Annotated in this window: 22 protein-coding genes and 2 pseudogenes; 9 read left to right on the top strand and 15 right to left on the bottom strand. The window is 62.0% G+C overall.

The features are described 5' to 3' along the window. Positions 1-8: 8 nt before the first annotated feature. The 3 genes and pseudogenes from ACQUQ0_RS13725 to ACQUQ0_RS13715 form a co-directional block, all read right to left on the bottom strand. Positions 9-572: pseudogene (locus ACQUQ0_RS13725) on the bottom strand (hypothetical protein); the annotation flags it as partial. A gap of 545 nt (positions 573-1117) precedes the next feature. Continuing rightward, a complete protein-coding gene (locus ACQUQ0_RS13720) occupies positions 1118-2413 on the bottom strand; it encodes an RNA-guided endonuclease InsQ/TnpB family protein (RefSeq protein WP_435185848.1) in 1296 nt (431 codons plus the stop codon). Positions 2414-2482: 69 nt separating this feature from the next. Further along, complete coding sequence (locus tag ACQUQ0_RS13715; RefSeq protein ID WP_435185885.1) at positions 2483-2674, bottom strand: hypothetical protein; 192 nt, start codon at positions 2672-2674, stop codon at positions 2483-2485. Between the two features lie 394 nt (positions 2675-3068). On the opposite strand from ACQUQ0_RS13715, the gene ACQUQ0_RS13710 reads away from it, so the two are divergent. Together ACQUQ0_RS13710 and ACQUQ0_RS13705 are read left to right on the top strand one after the other, a co-directional pair. Then, the gene (locus ACQUQ0_RS13710; RefSeq protein WP_435065079.1) at positions 3069-3515 is read left to right on the top strand and encodes a low molecular weight phosphatase family protein; all 447 of its coding nucleotides are present in this window, start codon (positions 3069-3071) and stop codon (positions 3513-3515) included. Positions 3516-3728: 213 nt separating this feature from the next. After that, on the top strand, positions 3729-4745 hold the full coding sequence (locus ACQUQ0_RS13705; protein ID WP_435185846.1) for a lysylphosphatidylglycerol synthase transmembrane domain-containing protein: 1017 nt from the start codon (positions 3729-3731) through the stop codon (positions 4743-4745). 46 nt (positions 4746-4791) lie between these two features. Here the strand turns inward: ACQUQ0_RS13705 and ACQUQ0_RS13700 are convergent, their stop codons facing one another. Both ACQUQ0_RS13700 and ACQUQ0_RS13695 read right to left on the bottom strand, forming a co-directional pair. Next, on the bottom strand, positions 4792-6066 hold the full coding sequence (locus ACQUQ0_RS13700) for an aryl-sulfate sulfotransferase (protein WP_435185843.1): 1275 nt from the start codon (positions 6064-6066) through the stop codon (positions 4792-4794). 127 nt (positions 6067-6193) lie between these two features. After that, the gene (locus ACQUQ0_RS13695; protein ID WP_435185841.1) at positions 6194-7558 is read right to left on the bottom strand and encodes an MFS transporter; all 1365 of its coding nucleotides are present in this window, start codon (positions 7556-7558) and stop codon (positions 6194-6196) included. Positions 7559-7812: 254 nt separating this feature from the next. Here ACQUQ0_RS13695 and ACQUQ0_RS13690 point away from each other — a divergent pair, with 254 nt between their 5' ends. Next, positions 7813-9084 (top strand): ethylbenzene dehydrogenase-related protein, encoded by a 1272-nt coding sequence (locus ACQUQ0_RS13690; RefSeq protein WP_435185840.1) that lies wholly within the window; start codon positions 7813-7815, stop codon positions 9082-9084. 49 nt (positions 9085-9133) lie between these two features. Here ACQUQ0_RS13690 and chrA read toward each other — a convergent pair whose 3' ends face one another. After that, positions 9134-10519: a chromate efflux transporter gene (gene chrA, locus ACQUQ0_RS13685; RefSeq protein ID WP_435185837.1), complete on the bottom strand. Its 1386-nt coding sequence runs from the start codon at positions 10517-10519 to the stop codon at positions 9134-9136. A 232-nt stretch (positions 10520-10751) separates the two neighbouring features. Beyond that, positions 10752-10970, bottom strand: coding sequence for a DUF7130 family rubredoxin-like protein (locus ACQUQ0_RS13680; protein WP_435185835.1), 219 nt, complete (start codon positions 10968-10970; stop codon positions 10752-10754). 104 nt (positions 10971-11074) lie between these two features. Here ACQUQ0_RS13680 and ACQUQ0_RS13675 point away from each other — a divergent pair, with 104 nt between their 5' ends. After that, positions 11075-11665, top strand: coding sequence for a hypothetical protein (locus tag ACQUQ0_RS13675; protein ID WP_435185833.1), 591 nt, complete (start codon positions 11075-11077; stop codon positions 11663-11665). A gap of 3 nt (positions 11666-11668) precedes the next feature. Beyond that, entirely contained in the window at positions 11669-12154 is a 486-nt protein-coding gene (locus ACQUQ0_RS13670; RefSeq protein WP_435185831.1) for a DUF892 family protein, read from the top strand. A gap of 26 nt (positions 12155-12180) precedes the next feature. On the opposite strand, the gene ACQUQ0_RS13665 is transcribed toward ACQUQ0_RS13670, so the two are convergent. After that, positions 12181-12540, bottom strand: a complete 360-nt coding sequence (locus ACQUQ0_RS13665) for a hypothetical protein (protein ID WP_435185830.1) — start codon at positions 12538-12540, stop codon at positions 12181-12183. On the opposite strand from ACQUQ0_RS13665, the pseudogene ACQUQ0_RS13660 reads away from it, so the two are divergent. Further along, a pseudogene (locus ACQUQ0_RS13660) lies at positions 12502-12905 on the top strand (transposase); the annotation flags it as partial. The gene ACQUQ0_RS13665 and the pseudogene ACQUQ0_RS13660 sit on opposite strands and share 39 nt — an antisense overlap. 86 nt (positions 12906-12991) lie before the next feature. On the opposite strand, the gene ACQUQ0_RS13655 reads toward ACQUQ0_RS13660, so the two are convergent. From ACQUQ0_RS13655 to ACQUQ0_RS13630, 6 genes are all read right to left on the bottom strand, one after another. Then, a complete protein-coding gene (locus ACQUQ0_RS13655; protein WP_435185828.1) occupies positions 12992-13924 on the bottom strand; it encodes a DUF1641 domain-containing protein in 933 nt (310 codons plus the stop codon). A gap of 4 nt (positions 13925-13928) precedes the next feature. Continuing rightward, entirely contained in the window at positions 13929-15104 is a 1176-nt protein-coding gene (locus tag ACQUQ0_RS13650) for an NAD(P)/FAD-dependent oxidoreductase (protein ID WP_435185827.1), read from the bottom strand. 19 nt (positions 15105-15123) lie between these two features. Beyond that, positions 15124-15789: a DUF1641 domain-containing protein gene (locus ACQUQ0_RS13645; protein WP_435185825.1), complete on the bottom strand. Its 666-nt coding sequence runs from the start codon at positions 15787-15789 to the stop codon at positions 15124-15126. Continuing rightward, positions 15789-16934: an NAD(P)/FAD-dependent oxidoreductase gene (locus tag ACQUQ0_RS13640; RefSeq protein ID WP_435185823.1), complete on the bottom strand. Its 1146-nt coding sequence runs from the start codon at positions 16932-16934 to the stop codon at positions 15789-15791. The genes ACQUQ0_RS13645 and ACQUQ0_RS13640 overlap by 1 nt, the downstream gene beginning before the upstream one ends. Then, complete coding sequence (locus ACQUQ0_RS13635; protein ID WP_435185821.1) at positions 16927-17172, bottom strand: sulfurtransferase TusA family protein; 246 nt, start codon at positions 17170-17172, stop codon at positions 16927-16929. Before ACQUQ0_RS13635 ends, ACQUQ0_RS13640 begins: the two co-directional genes overlap by 8 nt. A 99-nt stretch (positions 17173-17271) precedes the next feature. After that, the gene (locus tag ACQUQ0_RS13630) at positions 17272-17457 is read right to left on the bottom strand and encodes a hypothetical protein (RefSeq protein WP_435185820.1); all 186 of its coding nucleotides are present in this window, start codon (positions 17455-17457) and stop codon (positions 17272-17274) included. 222 nt (positions 17458-17679) lie between these two features. Between ACQUQ0_RS13630 and ACQUQ0_RS13625 the strand changes: the two genes are divergently transcribed. Genes ACQUQ0_RS13625 through ACQUQ0_RS13615 form a run of 3 tightly spaced genes read left to right on the top strand, consistent with a single transcriptional unit; the run spans position 17680 to position 20357 of the window. Continuing rightward, positions 17680-19116 carry a cytochrome ubiquinol oxidase subunit I gene (locus ACQUQ0_RS13625; RefSeq protein WP_435185819.1) on the top strand — a complete coding sequence of 479 codons (1437 nt, stop codon included), beginning with the start codon at positions 17680-17682 and terminating at the stop codon, positions 19114-19116. Next, complete coding sequence (locus ACQUQ0_RS13620) at positions 19109-20110, top strand: cytochrome d ubiquinol oxidase subunit II (RefSeq protein ID WP_435185817.1); 1002 nt, start codon at positions 19109-19111, stop codon at positions 20108-20110. Before ACQUQ0_RS13625 ends, ACQUQ0_RS13620 begins: the two co-directional genes overlap by 8 nt. Before the next feature lies 1 nt (position 20111). Next, on the top strand, positions 20112-20357 hold the full coding sequence (locus ACQUQ0_RS13615; RefSeq protein WP_435185815.1) for a hypothetical protein: 246 nt from the start codon (positions 20112-20114) through the stop codon (positions 20355-20357). A gap of 52 nt (positions 20358-20409) precedes the next feature. On the opposite strand, the gene ACQUQ0_RS13610 is transcribed toward ACQUQ0_RS13615, so the two are convergent. Then, positions 20410-20649, bottom strand: a complete 240-nt coding sequence (locus tag ACQUQ0_RS13610; protein ID WP_435185813.1) for a hypothetical protein — start codon at positions 20647-20649, stop codon at positions 20410-20412. Between the last annotated feature and the right edge of the window lie 111 nt (positions 20650-20760).

Raw genomic sequence — 20760 nt, 5'->3', positions numbered from 1 at the left:
ACCACCCAGTACCCATCCTGAGCGAACCCCTCGACGTAGACCGCGTGCTCGCCGAAGAAGTCGTAGCCCGACGTGACGCCCATCGTGATCGGGTCCGACCGGCCCGGCAGGCGCACCTCGAGGCCGTCGAACATGATGTCCATATGGACCTCACCGCCCCCGCGGTAGCGCCGAATCTCGCCGAACAGCACCTCGCCAAGCGGCGTCTCGTCGATGGTCTCCTTGCGGAGGACCTCTTCCAGCGGCCCGTAGACGTCGACCGGGTTGATGATCGCGTATGAGTCGGTGGGCACGTGGAACAACGGGTCCGCCTCTACCTCCCCATCTCGGGCCGCCTCCCGAGCGCGACTTGGCTCCACCAGCGCATTGAACCGCTCCGTCTCGACCCACTCGTCGGTGTACGGGTTGCGATACGCGACTGCTGTATCGACTGCCTGCGGTAGGTTCCGAATCGCCTCACTGAAGCTGCTCGGTTCGGGACCGCCGTGTTGCTCGGCGTACCACTCGGGTAGTTCAGTGTCGGTTCGCCCGTCGAGGCCTGCGAAGACCGTAGCTGTCTCTGGGTCTTTCATAGATCCTCCGAAGGCGCGGTGCGTTCTGGTCTGCGCCTCCACCCATTGTGGCGCAAAAAACGACGCCACGGTTATCGGCACTCGTGAGCTTGGATACGCTCTGGCAGCCCGATTTTCCCACAGAGTGGACACTCAATGAGTGGTGTCGGCGGGAGGTCTTGGCACTCGGCAAGTGCCTGTCGGAGATGAGCCTTTGTGTCCGCTGCTTCAGCACTTGCCAAAGCAGTGGTGAGGTGCCACTCCAGTCGCTCTATTCTCGTGAAATTGCCTCTCTGTGGACTACGAATTTCTCCCCCAGATCGGTCTGGCGTCTCTTCCATCATTACCACGAGAGGAGTGAATCCCCTCACCCCTCGTGGGGTAAATAAACCCCTGTCTTGAAACACCCTCTACTGATAGGTTTGTATAGCCCACTTAGTTAGCAAAACGTAGTGATACCACGGTAAGAGTGTACGTCGAAGGGATTATTTCAATTCTGAGTCGGTGTAGGGATTCTGATGGCATCCTTCCCGATGTGGATGCTGGGGTTTCCCGAGATTGGGATATTATGGTTTACAGTCAACGACCTGTTCTCTCGGTCTGACCCGGCCGCTTTCGCGATCGAACAGGTGGACTGCCGGCTGTGCCATCCAGCCGTTACTCCTATCCACAGACGATGAGTCTGTTGGACTCGGAGGTACTTTCGCGGTTTCGAGTTTGCGCCGGATGTTTTCTGCTCCGTTGATATCCGCGTTGGCGACGGTTCCACACCCATCGCAGACATACAGGCCACGTTCGACCCGTTGGCTCGCGTCGACCCGACCGCACCCAGAACACGTTTTCGACGTGTTCCGTTCGTCGACCGTTTCGACAGTGATGCCGCGCTCTTCACCCTTGTACTCGAGCATCGTGATGAACCGATCGAAGGCCCAGCGATGGAGCGACCGATTCCCTTTCGATCCCCAATCGGTCACTTCACCGCTTTCTTCCTCACGAATCCCGGACAGATCACCGACAGCGACCGTACCGACGTTGCGGCGTTCACACTCGTCGATGATTGTCTTTGAGAGCGTATGCAGGAAGTGAGTTCGACGGTTGGCCCACTTTTGATTGAGCCGGCGAGCTTCGTGCGAGTTTGGGCCGTCGCACTTCGCTCGTTCTTTGCCGAAGTAATACTCGTCTTCTTTGAGCGCCCCGCCGGGATACAAGATGGCTTCGTCACCGAACGAGATGGCCGCGACGTTGTTGATTCCGAGATCGATCCCAGCGGTTCGTTCACCGGGTGGGTCGACATCCTCCAACTCGACTCGACACACGAGATGCAGCTCCCACTCCTCTCGTCCGCTGTTCCAGACGGCACGCACCTGCTGGATGTTCTCGATACGTGCCTCCGGATCGGCCTCGTACTCACAGAGGATGAAGTCCGACCGATGCTCTTTGAAATTCCGGCCCTTCGAGAGACGAACGCGGCTGTGCTTCGAGTCGTGCTTGAACCCGCTTTGTTTGAACGTGACCGTCGACCGTGGGTGCTCATCTCCGCGTTTCCGATATCCGGGTGGATTCGCTGTCTCGTCGCCGTTCTGTCGTTTTGTGTACCAGGCACGGAACGCCTCAGCGAGTTCTTGAATTACTCGCTGACTTGATTTTGCGTTGAGGTCAGCATAGCGATCGTGCTTTTTGAGGTACGCGGACAGTTCGGCGTGGCCCGGAATACGTCCGGTTTCGTGCCATATTCGATCAGCTGTCCACCGAGCAACGTTCCAGAGTTTCGAGGCAGCGAACCCGAGCGAATCAAGCTCCTCACACACCTGTTGGTGGTTGCGGATGGTCGCAACGTAGGTGCGAGTGACCTGATTCGCCATGTCTGAATTACTCTTCTGAAATGGCATAATCACAAGCCAACCGAAGTGAAAGTGGACGTGGTTCTTCCTCTAAGAGAGGTAGATGTCGCTCGGTGCAGGGTATGCCACGGTTGTCTCGACGGCCTGCGGGAGGTCACGGATCGCCTCGGCGAAGGTCACGGGGTCTGCATCCCCGTGACGCTGTCGGTACCACTCGGGCAGTTCGGTGTCGGTACGTCCATCGACGCCAGCGAAGATGGTTCTAGACTCTGGATCTTTCATTTCGGTCACCTCACTTCAGGAACCCTCGTCGAGGTGCGACTGCATCGTCTCGCGCCCTGCGCCCCTCTCCCGGGCGCAAAAACAACACCATGTTAACCAACAATTGGGGGTGAGTCACTCTGCGTTGGTTAATCTATGAACCCGCCCAAATCTGCACGTAATCGAGGTCACTTTATCATCGACTTCTCCTGTTGGCGGAAGATTTCTCACCGAAGAAACATCAATAAATAGATAAAATAAATCGCTATCAGGCCGGAACTACCTAAAGCCGAATAAGGGAGATCTTCATCACAACATGTTCTGTATAACATCAAGCTAACTATTACCATTCGTATATCTGTTGTAGTATACGGCTTATGAGAATCTATTTACTGCGAGCAGTCTAACTGGGAGTATGTCTGTTGATCGGATCGCATTTGTCTGTAAGGGGAACGCGGGCCGGAGCCAGATGGCGACGGCGTTTGCAGAGCGGGAACGTAGTGAACGAGGGCTCGATATCGACATCGTGACCGGTGGAACGGACCCGGCCGATCACGTCCATCAAGCGGTCATCGACGCGATGCAAGAGCGTGATATCGATATCAGCGACCGAACGCCCAGGAAGATCACGCCCGACGATATCGAGGACGTTGATTCCGTCGTCACGATGGGGTGTTCAGTGGATGAGTTCCGACCGCCTGATTGGACCGGTCAGAGCCAGCAGTGGGACCTTGAACATCCCGGCGGTGACGACGTCGACGAGATGCGCGGACAGCGTGACGAGATCGAACGTCGCGTCACTGCCTTCTTCGATGAGCTGGAGGCAACGGAGACAGACGGAGACCCCAGTACGGAGACGTAATGGGACTGCTCTTCAAACGTGATCTCCGGATACCGTTCGCTGTTCTCCTTGCGCAGTCGGTTGTCACTGTCGGGTTCGGTATCGCGAAGGTGTCGACAAATGCGAATGTGCTTTAATCAGAACTAGCTTCTCGTCAACCAGCACGTGCAATCAGTACACTATCTGGAATCGACTCTGAATCACTCAATTACTGCTCAGAGGAGGATATAACCTGTGCGACGAGCGGTTCGGTTTATTGTTGGTGTCGGTATGGGCGGTCTCATTTTGGGGGGATATCTCTACACAGTCGGTGCAGAGACGGTACTCAATCGAGTGATCGCTGTCAGCCCGTGGGTGGTCGGAGTCGTCCTCCTCCTCGTAATTCTGGAGGGGTTGGCGGACGCAATTGGTGTGTGGGCCTCAATTGAACCGCTGGGCGACGGACTCTCCGGGCCGGAGAGCGTTCAATTTGCACTCGCAGGCGACTTTTTCGATATACTCAGTCCAGCCGGACCGGTCAGTTCGGAGCCGATTATGGCACGATTTTTCAGCGTCGCGACGGGGACTGGGTATTCGGATGCACTCGGGGTCCGTTCGACCGCGAAATACGTAAAATCAGGATCACAGGTTATCTTCTCCGGTCTCGCCGGACTGTTCATTCTCGCTGGTTCCCCCGAAGTAACACCAGTTCTACTCACACTGGGAGTCTCGATTACTGGCCTCGTAGTTCTTGGTGGCGTCATTCTTCGGTCGCGAACATATCTCTCGACTGGTCTCGTCGCAGGGCTTACACCGGTTGTCACACGGGTTTCTGGCCTCTACCGCGACCAACCATATGACCATGCGATCGTCGCGGATGCTGTCGATCGGTATTGGCAACGCATCGTCGACTTCCGAGAGACACCCGGACTACTAGTCCTTATTGCAGTGGGAGGACTCGTTGAACAGCTCTTGACGGCCACTGCGCTCTGGATCGCCCTCTCAGGATTGGGTGGCAACAGTGTGTTTCTCCCAATTCTGGTCATCATCCCGCTCCCACAGGTTGCTAGCGTCGTCCCGATTCCGGGGAGCCTCGGGGCATACGACCTGCTGTTGGGTGGAGCACTGGTCCTCGTTACTGGCGCCCCGAGCGTTAGCGCGACAGCAGCTGTCCTCCTCGTACGAACCCTCTCACTCCCGTTTGGCGCGATCGCTGGTGGAATTTGCGTTGCCTATCTGCGTGGATGGCGACCGAACAGAACGGATGGATGACCGGAACCGGGTCACACCGTATTGTGGGACGCTGGCCAGTCGCGCTTCAATCCTCGTCTGACTGAAGCCTTCGGGAAACCAACGGCCAGGTGAAATCAACCACGAGCGCCACAGTAGTTACCCCGATCCCGACGAGCGAGAGGAGTTCTGGAAGCTTCATCCAGACTGGGAATACGTACGACGCCCATCCCTCGACCTGGCGGACGAAGCCAACAGCCGCGTTCGCGTTCTCCGTCCGCCCTTCTAGCTGCCAGCCAGGCACGGTTTCTCCACGTTCCTCGGGAACGCCTTTCCGGTCTACAGCATACGGGAGCTGGACACCCGAGTACTCCCAGACGATCTCTCCTGCTGTATTCACTTCGATGACGCGATTGTGAAGGGAATCGGCAATCAGCGTGTTGCCGTTCGGCAGCCGATCCGCATCACGCGGCCACTGGAGGATGTCGTCACCGCCATACGTCCAGACTGCGGTTCCGCTCTCGAGATCATACTCGACGACTCGGTCGTTTTCGCTGTCGGCAACGAGGACCGTCCCCCACTCCGTCAGGCGATGCGGATTGTGCTGTTCGTAGAGGAAGCTGTGATTCCCCGGCTGGCCGATGACATCGACGATTCGATTAGTCTCGGGATTCACCTCGACGATCACGTCGAAATTCCGGATCGAGAGCTGGAAGTTCCCGTTTGGTAACTGGTCGATATCGTTCATATGGGTCCAGTCGCTTTCGGGCCCCTGTCGCTCGGGACTCCCGTATTGCTGGTCGAACTCTGATCCTTCGCCCAGTCGCTTTGTCCCGTTCCAGTTCCAGGTAATCGACCCATTCTGTGCGACGGTGAACGCTCGGTTGTTCCCCATGTCGATGATCGCTGTTTCCCCGCTGTCGAGGCGGTCCACATCGTGGACCTCGTGGTGTTGGACGAATTCGTCGTACCAGGTGTATCGCCAGACGATCTGGGTTTCGTTGTGTTGGAGCGCATCCCCGTCAAGCTCGAGGACGCGGTTATGGACACATTCCTCCTCCCGCTGGGCCAGATGCTCGGGGGGACAGTTCTGTGGGTCTTCGCGCGTGGCGACGGCGACGAGGACGTTCCCGTTGTCGAGATACTCGGCGTCGAACACTCGTGAGTTCGGCGGATCGAACTCCCAGTTGACGGTTCCGTTTTGAGTGACCTCGATGAGTCGGCCGTCGTACTCGTAGTCCTGAACGCTGATGAGAGTCGCGCCGGGGTACGTTTCCCCTGTTTGGGAGACCGACTCGGATGTATCAGCGGTGACTGCTAGTCCTGTGAACGCAGTACTGCACAGAAGCAGGAGAGCAAGCAAAACCGACCGGCGCCGACCTGTAGCTCGAACTGTCTCCAACGATGGTGCCTTCACGAATCAGGGTCCCTCTGATCGAGACTGTTGAATCTGAAGTGGGTATCGGGACAGATACTGGAGCCGTTCCTCCTCATACGTACGCCTCGAACTCTTCCCCGAATGCGAGGAAGTAGCCCGTCCCGATGACACCGATCACGGCCGCGATAGTGAACGCGATCTCCGGATTCACGAATTCCCACAGATAGCCACCAAGAGCCGCACTCGGAATAACGACCGTGTTCCGGAGCAGGTAGTAGGTACCCGTCACGCGGCCGCCGGCGTCGGCCTCGGCGGGTCCGACGATCAATGCCTTGTGTGAGGGTAAACCAGCGAAGCGAAGCCCGGAGAACGCGAAGATGAGGATCATCGCCCACGAGAGCGGCATCACCGACGTGAGAACCTCTGGCCCACTGATGAGTACGATTGGGAAAAGGGCGTAGACTGCGAACCCAAGCGCGACGACGGGCTTGAGGCCAACTCGCTCGGCGACTTTCGCGGCTGGCGCCATCGAGAGGAGGGCAATCAACATCTCGACGCCGAGCAGGTACCCGAAGAACGCCTCCGGCGAAAGATCGATCGCATATGAGAAGCCAGCCAGTGAGACGGTCGTCTCGAAGCCAACCTGGTAGAACTGGGTGATCACCAGCACGAAGAAGACGTACACCATCCCGTTGGCGAACCGGACGAGCGTGTCACCGACGAGCAGCGGCCGGAGCGCCGACGGCATCTCGCGGAGGTCTGCCCGAATCTGTGCCACCCCCTCGAAGGAGTCGCCGATGGTGTCCTCGCTGGCGTCGTAGAGGACGTGCTGAGCGACTGTCCCGATGATTCCGAAGACGACGGCGACGGCGAGGACGTACTGGAAACTCACCGTGAAGTCCGGGTGGAAGCCGATGAGGACGGCCGCGAGTACCGGCCCGATGAGGAAGGCTGTCCGGCGGAACGTCTCAGTGCTGGCGAAGCCAGCAGCCAGCCTGGAGGGATCGGTCGCCTGCTTGACGACGGCGAACGTTGCACCCAACCCGAATGACTTCCAGCCTTGCGCGAGCAGCAGCCCGACGAAGATCCAGATCCAGGGTGGGATCGTCACACTGGCAATCGTGATCACGCCGAGGTTCGGTGCGACCAACCAAACGCCGAAGCCCAGAGTCGAAATCAACCCGAACAGCGTGAGCGCGTATCGCGAGCCGATGCGGTCCGAGATAGCGCCACCGGGATACGGGAACACTGCCGAGACGATATTGCTGACAGTCCCGAAAAGACCGACAACGAATCCGGACGCCCCGAGTGCGACGATGTACTCGGGGATGAATCGACTGGTCATCTGGAAGCCGAGGCTGAACGCGAACATCGCCAGCGACAGCACCAGCACGTCCCGCTCGAGGGCGAAGAACTGCCGGAAGGTGTCCAGTGGGCCCGTTTCCTCTACGTCGACGGAAACCTGTTCCTGACTCATAGGTTCTTGGGAGTATGCCGTGTTTGGTCATGTGATTCGGTCCACCGCAAACGTACGTTTCCTGGAATACTGCCTGTTGTTCGAATGGGGAACCCGCTCATCATACTCACAACGTGAACGCCCGGGTATATAGATTCTTATGGACGGCTAACTCAAACAGATTTACCGAGTGTGTCCACACCCATGAACCAGAAACCTAGCCACCAACCCGTGACTATACCTCGATGGTCTGCGATTCCAGGGGGCCGTCCACGATGACTGAGGATTGGCTGCCAGCGGAGACGTTGAAACACTTGGATACACAGATCGCCTTCAGTTCGGACCGCATCTACTTCCGATTCCGCTGGGATCAGCCCCACCCCGGCGGGTGGATCCACGACATGCTGGTGTATCAGGACGGAGAGTGGCGGCAGTTCGCGGATCCGTCGCCGTGGGTGACCGCTACCGAGAACCCAGAGCACACTGGGTTCTACGAGGACCGCGTGAGTTTTCTGCTCGACGACGGCTCAGTCAGGGGCTTCGAGGAGTTCGGCGGTTGGTTGACTGTCCACGACGGAATGCGGTCGTTGCCCAGCGAGGTTCCGGAACCCGAGGTACAGGCGCACGAGCATTTCGGCCCGGATGGCCTCGACAAGACAGATATCCGGAAGTACATTCCGCAAGCCTGCGATGGCGAGTGGTGGGAAAACGACTGGCGGGAAATGAAATCGCAAACGGAGCTCGAACGTCTCAAGCGAGAGGGCGTGTTCCTCGACCTCCCGATGTGGCGGGCCCACCGGAGCAATCCCAGGGGATTCGGCACGGACCACCACGTCCTCGACTATCGCCACAGCGACCAGGGCCACAACACGTACACAACTCAGGAGTGGGATCCCGAGGACGGCCCCGAGCTCATGTGGGACCCTGCGGTCGTGGAGGGTGGAGCACTCGATTACCACGAGATTCGTGACGGGACGTTCCCCGATCAGCAGGAGGGCACGTACGCACTGGAGATGGAGGACGCCGTGCCGTTCGACCCGACCGTCGCGGAGTGGGAAGGAGCGATGATTCCACGCCGGCCGCTCCGCGACCCTGTGGGGAGCGCGGCGGACTGGAAGGCGAGTGGGGTCTGGGATGATGGCGAGTGGGTCGTCGAGATGTGGCGCGACCTGCAGACAGACCATCCGCTGGATACGACGCAGCTGGAACCGGGCGGGGTCTACACCTGGACGCCGGCCGTCCACCACGGCGCCGGACAGCGCTGGCACTGGGTCGGGTACCCTTACAAGCTCGGACTCGGGGCCGAACCCGACTACGCCGGCGACCAGTATACGGCCGGACCGACCGAACTCGTTGCGACGGAGTTCACCGGCGCCACACCTGACTGGGACCGTATCGAAACGTACACGCTGCCCCTCGTATTCCCGGGATTGCTCACTTGGAACGACCTCGTCGACGAGTCCCATCCGCGGGCTGACGATGTCCGGGACGCCGCAGTCACGATGTGGGAACTCTACGAGAACGCCCCGGAATCGTTTATTGGATAATAAACCTCTCTGTCCCTGTGCCAGTTTCGACGGGTCGCTCGGCAGGGGGTCAGAGAGCGACCAGTAGTTCGTAGACGATACCTGCGACGATACCGACCCCGATCGTCCGGAGGACACTCTGGTTGAATCGGAGGTGGAGGACTCCAGCGAGTCCCGCGATCCAGAGCGCCGGAAGATTGACCGATGTTACGATCGGAAGAAGTAGCTGCATTCCGTAGCTGTCGACGAGAATAGTCGAATCGAAGAGTGTCTGGACGGCGAACCAGAGGCCGAGGTTCACGATGACGCCGACGACGGCGGCGGTGACCGCCGATAATGCCGCCGTGATAGATGTTCGACCACGAAGGTATTCGATGTACGGGGCGCCAACGAAGATCCACAGAAAGCTCGGAACGAAGCTCACCCACGTGACGACGACCGAGCCTGCGATACCGGCGACCAACGGATCCAGGGTGCCTGGGTTCCGGTAGGCCCCCATGAACCCGACGAACTGGACAACCTGGATGAGCGGCCCCGGTGTCGTCCCTGCGAATCCGAGACCATCCAGCATCTCGCCGGGCAGCAGCCACTCGTAGGTGAGGACCGCCTCTTGGGCAACATACGCGAGCGCCGCGTACGCTCCGCCGAACGACACCGCCGCGACGAGACTGAAGAACAGTCCTTCCTGAACGAGGACGTTGCTGCGGCCGAGGAGGGCACCGAGTACGAGAAGCGGCCCGAACCAGACGACCAGCCAGGTGGCTAGCGTCCCCAACGCTTGCCGTCTGGATGGGCGGCCGTCGGCTGGCGCATCGGAGATGACTGCTGTGGTGGCGTCCGCGTCGTGCCCGGTCATCACGGTGAACGTGTCCGGTGCGAGTCGGTAGCCGAGATACCCGATCAGCCCTGCGCCGATGACGATGATGGGGAACGAGACATTGAAGACGTACATGCCGATGAACGCAGCGACGGCGAGCAGGACCATCGCCCGGTTCTCGAACACTTGCCGGCTCAGACTGAGGACGGCCGCGAAAACGATCACGAGCACGGCGGCCTTGAGGCCGAAGAGCAGGCCCGTCACGACCGTGAGTTCCCGGTAGGTAACGTAAAGGATACTCAGTGCGAGGATCGAGAGAAAGCCGGGGAGGACGAACAACCACCCGGCGATGAGCCCACCTCTGGTCCCATTGAGAAGCCAGCCGAGATAGACGGACAGCTGCTGGGCTTCCGGCCCGGGCAACAACATCGTGTAGTTGAGGGCGTGAAGGAAGCGTCGCTCGCTCACCCAGCCGCGTTCTTCGACGACGTACCGGAACATGACCGCGATCTGGCCGGCCGGTCCCCCGAAGCTGGATGCTGCAACCCGCGCCCAGGTCCACGTCGCCTCCCGAAGCGTCGGCATCGATACCGACAGCTCATCTGATTGATCTTTATCTACCCGGTGCTCCTCTTCCATCGTTCCCAGTGAGATAGTGCTATTTGTGAACCTTTCCGTCCGATACACCGATTGACTGTCGTTGATAGACCGTAGTAAACGATAAGAGCGACCAGATCAGCGCTGGTATTTCGGGGCTCTGGCCGAGCTTCGGAGGGTCAAACAGGGTCGGTGTGCTGTTTGGCGAGAGGCCTGCGTCGGCGACGGTACCCATCCGGAGTTTGACGTCCATTCTACAGAAAAGACGGTGGAGTCAGTCCTCTTCTCTGTAGAATAACGCTTCCTTCGATGCGTTACAGTCCGGACACTGCTCTGGGAGGACTTCTTTGTCTGTAAGATCACCTATCTCTCCACATTCGCTACAGCGCCACATAGTGTAGCTCTGCCCGAGAGCGTCTCGAGTGTCACCGATCGGAACCTCTGTTTCTTCCTTATTTCCCTCTACCGGAGGTCGGTCGCTTTCTGGCACCATACTTCATCATTGTTCCTAAAGAATAAATCGTTTTCCCACAGTAGTCTATTAGAATCGATTTACTTTGACGGGGTTTTATTCTGCTTCCCCCCTTCATCGCCTTTATGGCCGGCAGGAAGAACGCGATGCTCACCACCGAAGATCGGCGGTGGTTGACCGGGGAAAAGGTCTACGAGGGGCAACACGCGAAACAGCAACGGTATCAGCGCCGACGCGACATCCGTGAACGCGTCTATAATTCGATGCTCGATTTCTCGATCCTGCTCGACGAACTCGACGATGAAGAGTGGCAGGAGATATTTGGTGAGATCTCCGATGGGGGACAACACTGGCAAAACGCGGACGAGGATCTCCAGGCCGGTGTCCGTGATGGACTCGCATTTCTCCTCCGGACGATTGGTATCGCCACGCTGATGCGTGACGGGCAGACATCGGAGGGGACGGTTCCGGAGCGCATGTTCACGTCGGCCCTTTGTCGCGCCGGGCATCGAGATGGGCTGCTCGTCGACGCGGTCTCGCTGGACATCGATGCGACGGATGTGGGGATTCCAGAACTCCTCGAGGGCCTTCAGTCGGACGAACCCTTGTCCGCCGGCAGTCTCTATCTGCTTATGGAAAGCGGCGCTGTCGATACAGACGTCGTTCAGGAGTGCCTGCGCGACCAGCTCTTTGATGAGGAGTTGGAGGGGGTGTGAGTTATGTCGATTACATCGAAACGCGAGCTGTTCGACCGGGAACTCCGGAAACTCTACCACGCCGAGATCGAAATCCTCGATCTGCACAGCGATCTTTCCGATGCTGCTGCGAGCGAAGAGGTACGAGCAATCTTTGGTGGCCACGAAGGCGACACGGTTGACCAGATCGACCGCATCGAGGAAATTTTCGCGGTGCTCGATATGGAGCCCCGTGAGCAAGGGAGCCCGATTATGGAGGGTCTGCTTGCCGAGAAAGACCAGTTCGTGGCCGAGGTAGAGGACGACGATCTTCGGGACCTGGATGTGATAAGCATCGGAATGATCAATGAACGACTCGAGATCACACTCTTGGATCGACTGCTTCTACTCGTAGAAGAGCTCGGGCTGCCAGAACCAACGGCGGAGAACCTGGAGGCAAATCGTTCGGAAGCACAGGCGGCTCTTGAACGGATGCAGCAGTTCCTTGAGGACCGGCGCGTCGAGGGATAGGGAGATTCGAAGACGAGCGTTCGTGGTCACGGGATCCACCGTCCGAGTGAGGTCTGTTCCCGCTCGGACTCGGCAGGAACTTCACAGAGAAACCGCCACTTCGGCCGCTCTCGGATTTGCTTGTCGGGTCGGTTACCTGCCTGTCCGGGCTCCGTTTTACCGGCGCAGTGCCAGCCCTTGTCTCTGAGCGCTTTGATCATCGAGCCGTCGAAGTCAGCTCGCACGAACGTCAGTAGAAGGCGAACGCCTCGCCGCCGACCGTGCCGGCGCACGAACCGTTCCATCGACCGGGCGAGGGCCGCGGAGGCGAGATTCGGGAAGTCGACGCCGATGCAGATCCGTGCTGCCTCGACGATACCGCGCAGGGCACGGTTATCGACGCTCACTGTAGCACGAAGTGGCCGAACGGGACAAACGTCGGCCCGCAGGTCGCCCTGCGGAACGCAGGCGACCTGCGGAGCCTCGCCGCCGACAAGGGTTACGACGATATGAGCTTCCGAGAAGAGCTTCGCGCAGAAGGCGTGAGACCGTTGATCAAGCACCGCGTCTTCGCACCCTACGACTACGCGCACAACGCGCGGATCAACGATGAACTCTACAATCAGCGGTCGGTCTGTGAGACCGTGAACTCGGTGATCAAGCGCTCGGACGGCGTATAACCGCCGTCCGAGCGCGTGCCTGGTACCGTCAGTTCCGAGAAATCACTCTCGCCGCGGCAGTCTACAACACCGAACGAGCCCTCACACAGTGAAACCCGTCGCTGTATGCGGATTCAAATGAGCCCAACCGAGTAGAATCAGCGGCTCCCATTAGTGTTGGTTGATGATCAAGCAACTATCAGTTGGACTGGTCCGGTCCCTGCGTACGCCCCGCACGCTCAGCTGCCTCGACGAATGTGCCGAGGGTCCGCTGGATGTCATCGTTCCGGAGTGCCGAAATCAGTCCGAACAGACCGACCTGTCGGTCAGCCGTCTCGTCGGTGAACGCACTGACCCCGGCGTCGAGCCTCTCGACGACTCGAGGATCGCTCGCGCGCTCGGCCACGTCCGCGACCTGTCCCAACTGCGTGCCGAGCCGGTAGTACTCCTCGGTGCTCCGGTCGGTGGCATCGCCGAACCCTTCGACCAACGCGAGTAGCCCGCGGACGGTATCGATGTTCTCGCCGAGGGCGACGAGCGCGTCGACTGACTCGGCGCGGTCGAACGCCGTCGCGAGCCGACGCAGGTCCGTATGCGCCGCCTCGGCGGCCGCCGCGTCTTCGGGCGCGACATCCGCTAGGGCGCCGCTGGCCACCTCGAGCGTCGACAGCAGGTCGAGAAACGTGTCGGTGTTGTCGCCGAGCCGGCGCAACAGGACGAGTGTCTCCTCGCGCTCGAACGCCATCCGGAGCTGTGCGATTTCGCCGCGGTTCTCGGCGGCGACGGTGCGCAACTCGGGAACGAGTTCTGCTGAGAGGTCCTGCGCGACGACGACTAGGTCGAGTAGGTCTGCCAGCGCATCGGCGTTATCGCCGACCTGCTCGACGAGCCGCATCGTCTCTTCGTTCTCCAGGGCGGTCCGGAGGTCGGCCACCGGCTCACGATTCTCTTCGACTGCCGTCCGCAGCTCCGGGACCAGGTCGTCACTCAGGCCACGGACAACCGACAGCAGGTCCAGAAGCTCGATCAAGTCCTCGGCGTGCGCGTCGACGCGGGCGGCCACCGCCTGGATGTCGGCCTCCCCGCCGGTGTCGGTCGCGAGCGTGCTCGCGTCGGATGGTGTCTCGCTCATAAGCTCAGGGAACTGGGTCGTAGCCGCGCATCCAGACGTTCCAGTACAGCGACGGAATTACGTTGACGTCGAGGATCCAGTTGAGTCGGCTCACGATCGGCGCGGAGATGGCGTCCTCGTAGTCGAACTCCGCGATCATCGCCTTGCCCTTCTCGACGAGGATCGGACAGGCGGTATAGCCGTCGTAGTCGGACGCCAGCGCCCGGTCGTCGAGGTACCGCTCGACGTTGTCGACGACGACGTGGGACTGCTTGCGCGCGGCCGAGGCGGTCCGCGAGGTCGGCACGTCGGCGTTGTCGCCAAGCGCGAATACGTTCGGGTACGTCTCGTGCTGCAACGTGTGGTCGTCCACGGAGACGTACTCGCCGCCGTCGGTCAGCGGCGAGTTCTCGACGACAAACTCGTGGCCGTACTGGGGCGGTACCGGCGCGTACAGGTCGTACTCGTGCGCGTCGCCCTCCTTGGAGTGGACCGTCCGGTTCTCGTAGTCGACCTCCGAGACAGTGAATTCCGGGACGAACGTGATGTCGCGATCGTTCCAGATCTCCTTGATCCGTTCTTGGTACGGGGCCTTCGGTCCCGTGCCGAACACCTCGGAGCCGGGCTTCGTCATCACGAGTTCGGTGTCCTCGCGCACGCCGCGGTCGCGGAGGTACTCCTCCATCAGCATCGTGAGCTTCAGCGGCGCGCCGCCGCACTTGATCGGCGTGTCCGGAACCGTCACGAGGAACCGTCCCCCGTCGAACGCCTCGACCGCATCGCCGAGTGCCCGCGCTGCGGAGGCGTGATAGAACGGATAGACTGAATCCGTCCGGTTCCAGCCTTCGAGCATCCCTGGCACCGCCCCCGGACGGCGGTCGTTCCCGACCGCGGAGACGAGGATGTCGTACTCGTAGGCCTCGGCTTCCCCGGTGACGGTCTGTTCGTCCGGATCGACCCCGACGACCTCATCGCGGACGAACGAGACCTCGTCGTGGAGCAACTTCCGGGTGTCCCGTTGGTGCTCGTCGAGGTCCATATAGTCGAACGGGATCAGGTAGTAGGCGGGCTGGTAGCTGTGCGTCCGGCTCTTGTCGATCACGGTCACGTCGGCGTCGATGCGCCGACGGAGCGCGTTCGCCGTCATCGTTCCCCCGGCACCGGCGCCGAGGACGAGAACGGTTGGTCTTGTAGATGTCATCGTACTGTATACTCAGTCGTCATCCGTTGTCCGGTTCGTCTGCGTGGGGGCCTGCGGCCCCGATACCGCGGGCGACCGTGACGAGGTAACCCATCCCGGCCTTGACCTCGGGATCCCGCAGCGCCCCGAGCAGGTCGATGGGGCCGATCGGTTCGGCCTCGTCGGCGCCGGCCGCACCGACGCCTTCCAGCAGCCGGACGAGCCCGCGGCGCACCTCATCGTCGGCGGCCGCCTCAGCGACTTCGCCCAGCGAGGTACCAGTCGCAGCGGCCGTCTCGACCATCTCGTCGTCCATCGCGTCAGTCAGGAGCGCGACCACGTCAGCGACCTCGACGAGCCGATCGAGCGTGCCGCTCCGCTGGAGCATCGCGACGCGTTCGACGGCGTCGGCGAGGTCGTCGCCGTGCTGGCCGACCGCCGCGCCGAGTTCGACCGTTTCCCGGTCGGCGAGTTCGGTTGCGGCGAGCCCGAGGGTCGTCGCGTCGCTCGTGAGCGACTCGACCATCTCGTCGGTGAGGCCGTCCTCGACGAGCGCGAGCCCGTCCAGGAGCGTCGACAGTTGGTCCGACTGCTCCAGCAGGGCGGCGACGGTCTCGGGGTTGTCCGCGATCGCCTCGTGGACCTCGGGCGGGAGCGAGTCCCCGTCGACACCCGCGCTGCCGTCTCCCTCGTCGGTCGCGCTCATCACAACACCCCACGGGCGGTCAGCCAGTACGACTGGTTGTAGCCGAGCTTCGACCAGTGGATCAGTTTGGATGGCGGCTTCGGCGCCGGCTCTTCCTCGTAGTCGAAGGCGATGTAGGTCGCCTCGTCCTCGCCGCTCTCGATGAAGCAGACAGTCTTGCCGTTGTACTCCGCGGTGGGGCGCTCCCCGCGGACGACGCTCGCCAGCCTGTCCGCAAGCGAGGTGGCCGCGTAGTGGGCCGCGCTCCCCGCCTTGCTCGTCGGGAGGTCGGCGACGTCGCCGAGAGCGTACACGTCCGCCGCGTTCGTCGCCTCCAGCGTCGCCGGGTCGACGTCGACCCAGCCGTCGTCGCCCAGGCCGGCCTCCCGAACGACGTCGCTCCCGTCGTGCGGCGGGATCGACACCAGCAGGTCGTAGGACAGCTCTCGTCCCTCGACCGTGTGAAGCACCTGCTCGTCGGGGTCGACCCGCTCGGGGTTGAAGAACGTCTCCACGTCGATGTCGCGTTCGTCCATCAGCGGCCCGGCCCACTCAGCGACCGACTGGATCCCGTGAGCGCGGTTGATGGGGTATGTATACGTGATGTCGATCTCCTCGCGCAGGCCCCGCTCGCGGAACCACGTGTCCGCCAACAGCGGGAACTCCAGCGGCGCGACTGGGCACATATGCGGCACGCCGATGACAGACATCACGAGGTGGCCCTCGGTGAACTCCGCGAGCGCTTCGCGGAGTTCCTCGGTGGCTTCGGGCCCGTAGAAGTGGTGTCCGCCCTCGGCCAGCCCCGGCGTCTCGTCCGGCGTCACGCGGGCTCCCATCGCGAGCACGAGGTGGTCGTACCCGAGGTCGGACCGCGAGCCCGCGAACGAGACTGTCTTCGCGTCGGTGTCGACGGCGGTCACCCGGTCGATCAGGAGGTCCACCCGACGGTCGATAAGGTCCGCCAACGGGCGCTTCGCGTCTGCCGGCGTCTTCTCGCCAAAAGGGACGTACAGCCACGTTGGCTTGTAGACGTGGTCTTCGCTATCGTTGACGAGAACGACCTCGGTGTCGCCCGCGTCGATCGCTCCGGCGACCTCGTCGGCGAGGTTGTTCGCCAGCACGGATCCCGCCGTCCCGCCGCCGACGATGACGACGCGCTCAGTCATCGATCCGTACGTAGAGGTCCCAGTGGTCGCCGCGATCGACCACCTCGACCAATTCGTTTCCGGACTCGGCCGCCCACTCCGAGACGTCCGGTTCGGTCCCCTCGTTCGAGCTCTGGAGGCGAATCACCGTTCCCGGATCGACGTCTTTCGCCTTGCCGATCAGGTCCATCATCGGCCCGGGACAGGACGATCCGATCGCGTTCACGGTCACGTCCGCGTCGAGTTGTGTGTCGCTCATTCAATATCGACCCGTAGTAGATCGTCACGATCGATGGGTATTTGTGTTGAGTTGTCGCACGACAATCAGCGGCGCGGTCGGACGGTCGGGCGCCGCTGTTTACTCCTTTCCGACCGCCTCCCAGTTCCTGTACAGCCCCAGACCGAACGCGAGGACGATCCCGCCGACGGCGAGCTGCCGACCGACCGTCACGATCTCGCCGTTGGTTCCGGCGACGACAGTACGGACGGCCATCACGAGCGTGACGACCGCGACGAGCGACAAGACGGCGTGACGCGTTTCCATACCCGACAGTCGCGGCCGCACGGCCCAAAAGGGCCCGTTGGCGCAGGACAACAGCTCTCGGAGGGAGGGAGGTTGGCCTCGAACCCCGCAACGGTCGGTGCGGCCAGTTGTCCTGCGCCAAAAGGGGGGTTAACCCCGCCCGGACGGTAGGTCTTGACCAGAGGCGCGAAGCCAGCACACCCAGCACAGCGAGACGACCCTCACACCCCAACCGACGAACCTATGATCGACCCAGTAATCGCCAGTCGGCTCCAGTTCGCGCTCACGACCATCGTCCACATCATCTTCCCGGTGATGAGTATGGGCCTCGCTCCCTTCCTGATTTACTTCACGTGGAGAGACGTTCGGGGCGGCGCCCCCGTGTACGAACAGTTGCGTCGGTTCTGGACCAAGATCTTCGCAATCTCGTTCGTCGTCGGCACCGTCACAGGGATCGTCCTCGAATTCGAGTTCGGGACGAACTTCGCGGCGTTCTCGACGGCCGCGGGCGAGCTCTTCGGCGGCCCGCTGGCCGTCGAGGGGATGATGGCGTTTATGCTCGAAGCGACCTTCCTTGGAATCTTTGTCTTCGGCCGCGAGCGCGTCTCCGACCGGCTGTATCTCGTCTCCAGCGTCGCGGTCGGGCTGGGGACGTGGCTTTCGGCGGTGTGGATCCTCATCGCGAACTCGTGGATGCAGACGCCCCGGGGCTACGAACTCGCCACCGAGAACGGACAGCCGATCGTCCATCTCACCGACCCGATCGCAGCGTACCTGAACCCCCGGTTCCCGTATATGTTCGTTCATATGCAGAACGCCGCCGTCGAGTCGGTCGCGCTGTTTATGGCCGGCGTCGCCGCGTACTACGTCTACCGGCACCATATCTGGGAATATCCCGTCGGGAACATAGCGTTCTGGGAGACGACCCTCAAAATCGCGCTCGTCGCCCTGCTGATCACGGCGCCGCTCCAAGTGCTCCAGGGGGACCTCTACGCGCGCCACGTCTACGAGACGCAACCGCAGAAGTTCGCCGCGATGGAGGCCGTCTGGGACACCGAGGCGTACGTCCCGGAGTACATCTTCGCGATCCCAACGGACCTGAGCCAGCTCACCGATCCCCGCGCCAAGGAGCTGTTCGGGATCGGCATTCCTGGCGGCGCCTCTTGGCTCGCCAGCGGGGGCGATCCGACAGCCGAGATCCGCGGGCTGAACTCCTTCGAGTCGTCGGCGCCGCCGGTCGCGATCGTGTTCTGGTCGTTCCGGGCGATGGTGGGGATGGGCTTTTGGTTCATCCTGCTGGCGTTCTGGGGCGGCTACCGGTGGCTCACCGGTGAGCTGTTCGAGGACGGCCTGCTCCATAAGGCGCTTATGGCCTCCAGCCTGTTGGGGATCGTCGCGGTCGAGCTCGGCTGGGTCGTCACCGAGGTCGGCAGACAACCGTGGGTGATACAGGGGGTCCTCAAGACGAGCGCGGGCGTCTCGCCCGGCCTCACCGGGACCGAGGCCCTGACGACGCTCCTCGGATTCGTCGGCGTCTACACGATGCTCCTCGCCCTGTACGCCTACGTCGTCGCGCGGATCATCCGCGGCGGACCGCCAGGTGAAGACGACCTGGACTCGGTCCCCGACCGTCGGAACCACGACGAGACGCCAGCCCCGGAGGTCGCTGGGGATGATTAGCATTGGGTCGCTCGCGGCGGGGCCGCTCTTCGACCTCCCGCTCGCGGAGCTCTGGTTCGCGCTGATATTCGCCCTGCTGGGGACGTTCCTGTTCCTCGACGGGTTTGATTTCGGCGCGGGTGCCATCTTTGCGACGCTGGACGGTGAAACGGAACGCGAGACGGTGCTGTCGGCGATCGGACCGTTCTGGGACGGCAACGAGGTCTGGCTCGTCGTCTTCGGCGGGGCGCTGTTCGCCGCGTTCCCGCTGGTGTACGCCGGCCTCTTCAGCCGCCACTACCTCCTTATGTTCGGCATCCTCGGCGCGCTCATCTTTCGCGGACTCGCGCCCGAGATGTACGAGCAGCGCCACGACGACGCCTGGCAGCGGTGGTGGGGACGGTCGTTCGTCGCCGGGAGCGTCCTGGCACCATTCTTCCTCGGCGCGTTCGCGGGCAACTGGCTCGTCGGGAGTTCCCGCTCGGTCACGCTCGTCGGCGCCGTCGTCGGGGCGACCGTCACGGCGCTGACCGTCGTCTCCGGGGCGGCGTTCCTGCGGCTGAAGGCCGAGTCGGCGCTTCCGGGATCCGTGCGCCGGATCGGACTCGGCGCGGTCGTCGCGTACCTTCTCCTTGTCGTCGCGACCCTGGGGCTGCTCGCGATCCGCCTCCCAGCCGGTGTCGATGCTCTGCTGTCGGCACCCGCGCTCTCGCTGATCGTCGCCTCGATCGCGCTCGCGGCGGGCTACGCCGCTGCGCTCCGACGAGAGGCGAACCTCGCCGCGCTCGCGTCGGCTGCCGGGTTGACCTACGGGCTGGTGGCGCTCGTGGCGTTCATACTGTACCCCTCGATCGATCCGGCGGCGGGCCTGACTGTCGAGGAGGCGATCGTATCGACGCTCCCGCTGAACCTAATGTCGATCGGTGCCGCGCTGTTGCTCCCCCTGATTGCGACGTACTTCTTCGTCCTGTACTCCGCCTTTAGCGGTCCGATCACGGCCGAAGAGGGGTACTGAGATGCCCGACAGTGACGGCCGCGATGGCCCCGACTTCGCGTCGCGCTCCGACGCCCGTCTGCTCTCACGCGTGCTGATTACGTGGGCGGAGCTGCTCGTCGTCGGCTTCGCCGGCGCCGCGCTCGGGGGCGCCGCGTCGGGTCCGCCGCAGCTCATCGTCTATCTCGGAACGATACTGGCGTCGGTCGCGGTACTCCTCTACAATGTTGACCGGATCGTCGCTACACGGGTCCGGGAGTCCGGGTGATGAGGGCCCGCGTGGCGGCGACCGGCCGGGCGCCAGCCAGCCGTGGGGGCGGTCAGTTCGCTCGCCGCCGCGACGAGGCGAACGGGCCGACGTTGTGCCGCCTGGCGACGATCCCAATAAGCAACAGTCCACTCGGGACGAACAGCAACGCTCCCAGCACCGTGACGATGTCGTCGTGGGAGAGCCCGAAGGCGACTCCAGCGATCCCGGCAGCGAACGCGACCACCGCGGGAACCAGCAGCCGACTCCGTAGCACCGCCGAAACCTTGGCGATCGAGCGTGGGAGTTCCATACGGGAGAGGCTAAGTGCGACGGAGACATACGGCCCCCGTTGTCGAGAGCCAACCAGAGTGAGCGGCGCGGGACGGCTCGCGACACCCGCCCGGTGGACGGCAGAGCCCCT

It is taken from the genome of Halobellus sp. EA9 (genome assembly GCF_051195055.1).
GTDB classification, from domain to species: Archaea; Halobacteriota; Halobacteria; order Halobacteriales; family Haloferacaceae; genus Haloquadratum; species Haloquadratum rubicundus.
The sequence above is the reverse complement of the archived record's forward strand: the minus strand, read 5'-3'. Positions and strand labels throughout refer to the sequence as shown.

What these genes read in the sequence shown, in the direction of transcription:
- ACQUQ0_RS13720 (WP_435185848.1), bottom strand. Translation starts at nt 2,413, where the DNA reads ATGGCGAATCAGGTCACTCGCACCTACGTTGCGACCATCCGCAACCAC.
- ACQUQ0_RS13715 (WP_435185885.1), bottom strand. Translation starts at nt 2,674, where the DNA reads ATGAAAGATCCAGAGTCTAGAACCATCTTCGCTGGCGTCGATGGACGT.
- ACQUQ0_RS13710 (WP_435065079.1), top strand. Translation starts at nt 3,069, where the DNA reads ATGTCTGTTGATCGGATCGCATTTGTCTGTAAGGGGAACGCGGGCCGG.
- ACQUQ0_RS13695 (WP_435185841.1), bottom strand. Translation starts at nt 7,558, where the DNA reads ATGAGTCAGGAACAGGTTTCCGTCGACGTAGAGGAAACGGGCCCACTG.
- ACQUQ0_RS13690 (WP_435185840.1), top strand. Translation starts at nt 7,813, where the DNA reads ATGACTGAGGATTGGCTGCCAGCGGAGACGTTGAAACACTTGGATACA.
- chrA (WP_435185837.1), bottom strand. Translation starts at nt 10,519, where the DNA reads ATGGAAGAGGAGCACCGGGTAGATAAAGATCAATCAGATGAGCTGTCG.
- ACQUQ0_RS13680 (WP_435185835.1), bottom strand. Translation starts at nt 10,970, where the DNA reads ATGGTGCCAGAAAGCGACCGACCTCCGGTAGAGGGAAATAAGGAAGAA.
- ACQUQ0_RS13675 (WP_435185833.1), top strand. Translation starts at nt 11,075, where the DNA reads ATGGCCGGCAGGAAGAACGCGATGCTCACCACCGAAGATCGGCGGTGG.
- ACQUQ0_RS13670 (WP_435185831.1), top strand. Translation starts at nt 11,669, where the DNA reads ATGTCGATTACATCGAAACGCGAGCTGTTCGACCGGGAACTCCGGAAA.
- ACQUQ0_RS13655 (WP_435185828.1), bottom strand. Translation starts at nt 13,924, where the DNA reads ATGAGCGAGACACCATCCGACGCGAGCACGCTCGCGACCGACACCGGC.
- ACQUQ0_RS13650 (WP_435185827.1), bottom strand. Translation starts at nt 15,104, where the DNA reads ATGACATCTACAAGACCAACCGTTCTCGTCCTCGGCGCCGGTGCCGGG.
- ACQUQ0_RS13645 (WP_435185825.1), bottom strand. Translation starts at nt 15,789, where the DNA reads ATGAGCGCGACCGACGAGGGAGACGGCAGCGCGGGTGTCGACGGGGAC.
- ACQUQ0_RS13640 (WP_435185823.1), bottom strand. Translation starts at nt 16,934, where the DNA reads ATGACTGAGCGCGTCGTCATCGTCGGCGGCGGGACGGCGGGATCCGTG.
- ACQUQ0_RS13635 (WP_435185821.1), bottom strand. Translation starts at nt 17,172, where the DNA reads ATGAGCGACACACAACTCGACGCGGACGTGACCGTGAACGCGATCGGA.
- ACQUQ0_RS13630 (WP_435185820.1), bottom strand. Translation starts at nt 17,457, where the DNA reads ATGGAAACGCGTCACGCCGTCTTGTCGCTCGTCGCGGTCGTCACGCTC.
- ACQUQ0_RS13625 (WP_435185819.1), top strand. Translation starts at nt 17,680, where the DNA reads ATGATCGACCCAGTAATCGCCAGTCGGCTCCAGTTCGCGCTCACGACC.
- ACQUQ0_RS13620 (WP_435185817.1), top strand. Translation starts at nt 19,109, where the DNA reads ATGATTAGCATTGGGTCGCTCGCGGCGGGGCCGCTCTTCGACCTCCCG.
- ACQUQ0_RS13615 (WP_435185815.1), top strand. Translation starts at nt 20,112, where the DNA reads ATGCCCGACAGTGACGGCCGCGATGGCCCCGACTTCGCGTCGCGCTCC.
- ACQUQ0_RS13610 (WP_435185813.1), bottom strand. Translation starts at nt 20,649, where the DNA reads ATGGAACTCCCACGCTCGATCGCCAAGGTTTCGGCGGTGCTACGGAGT.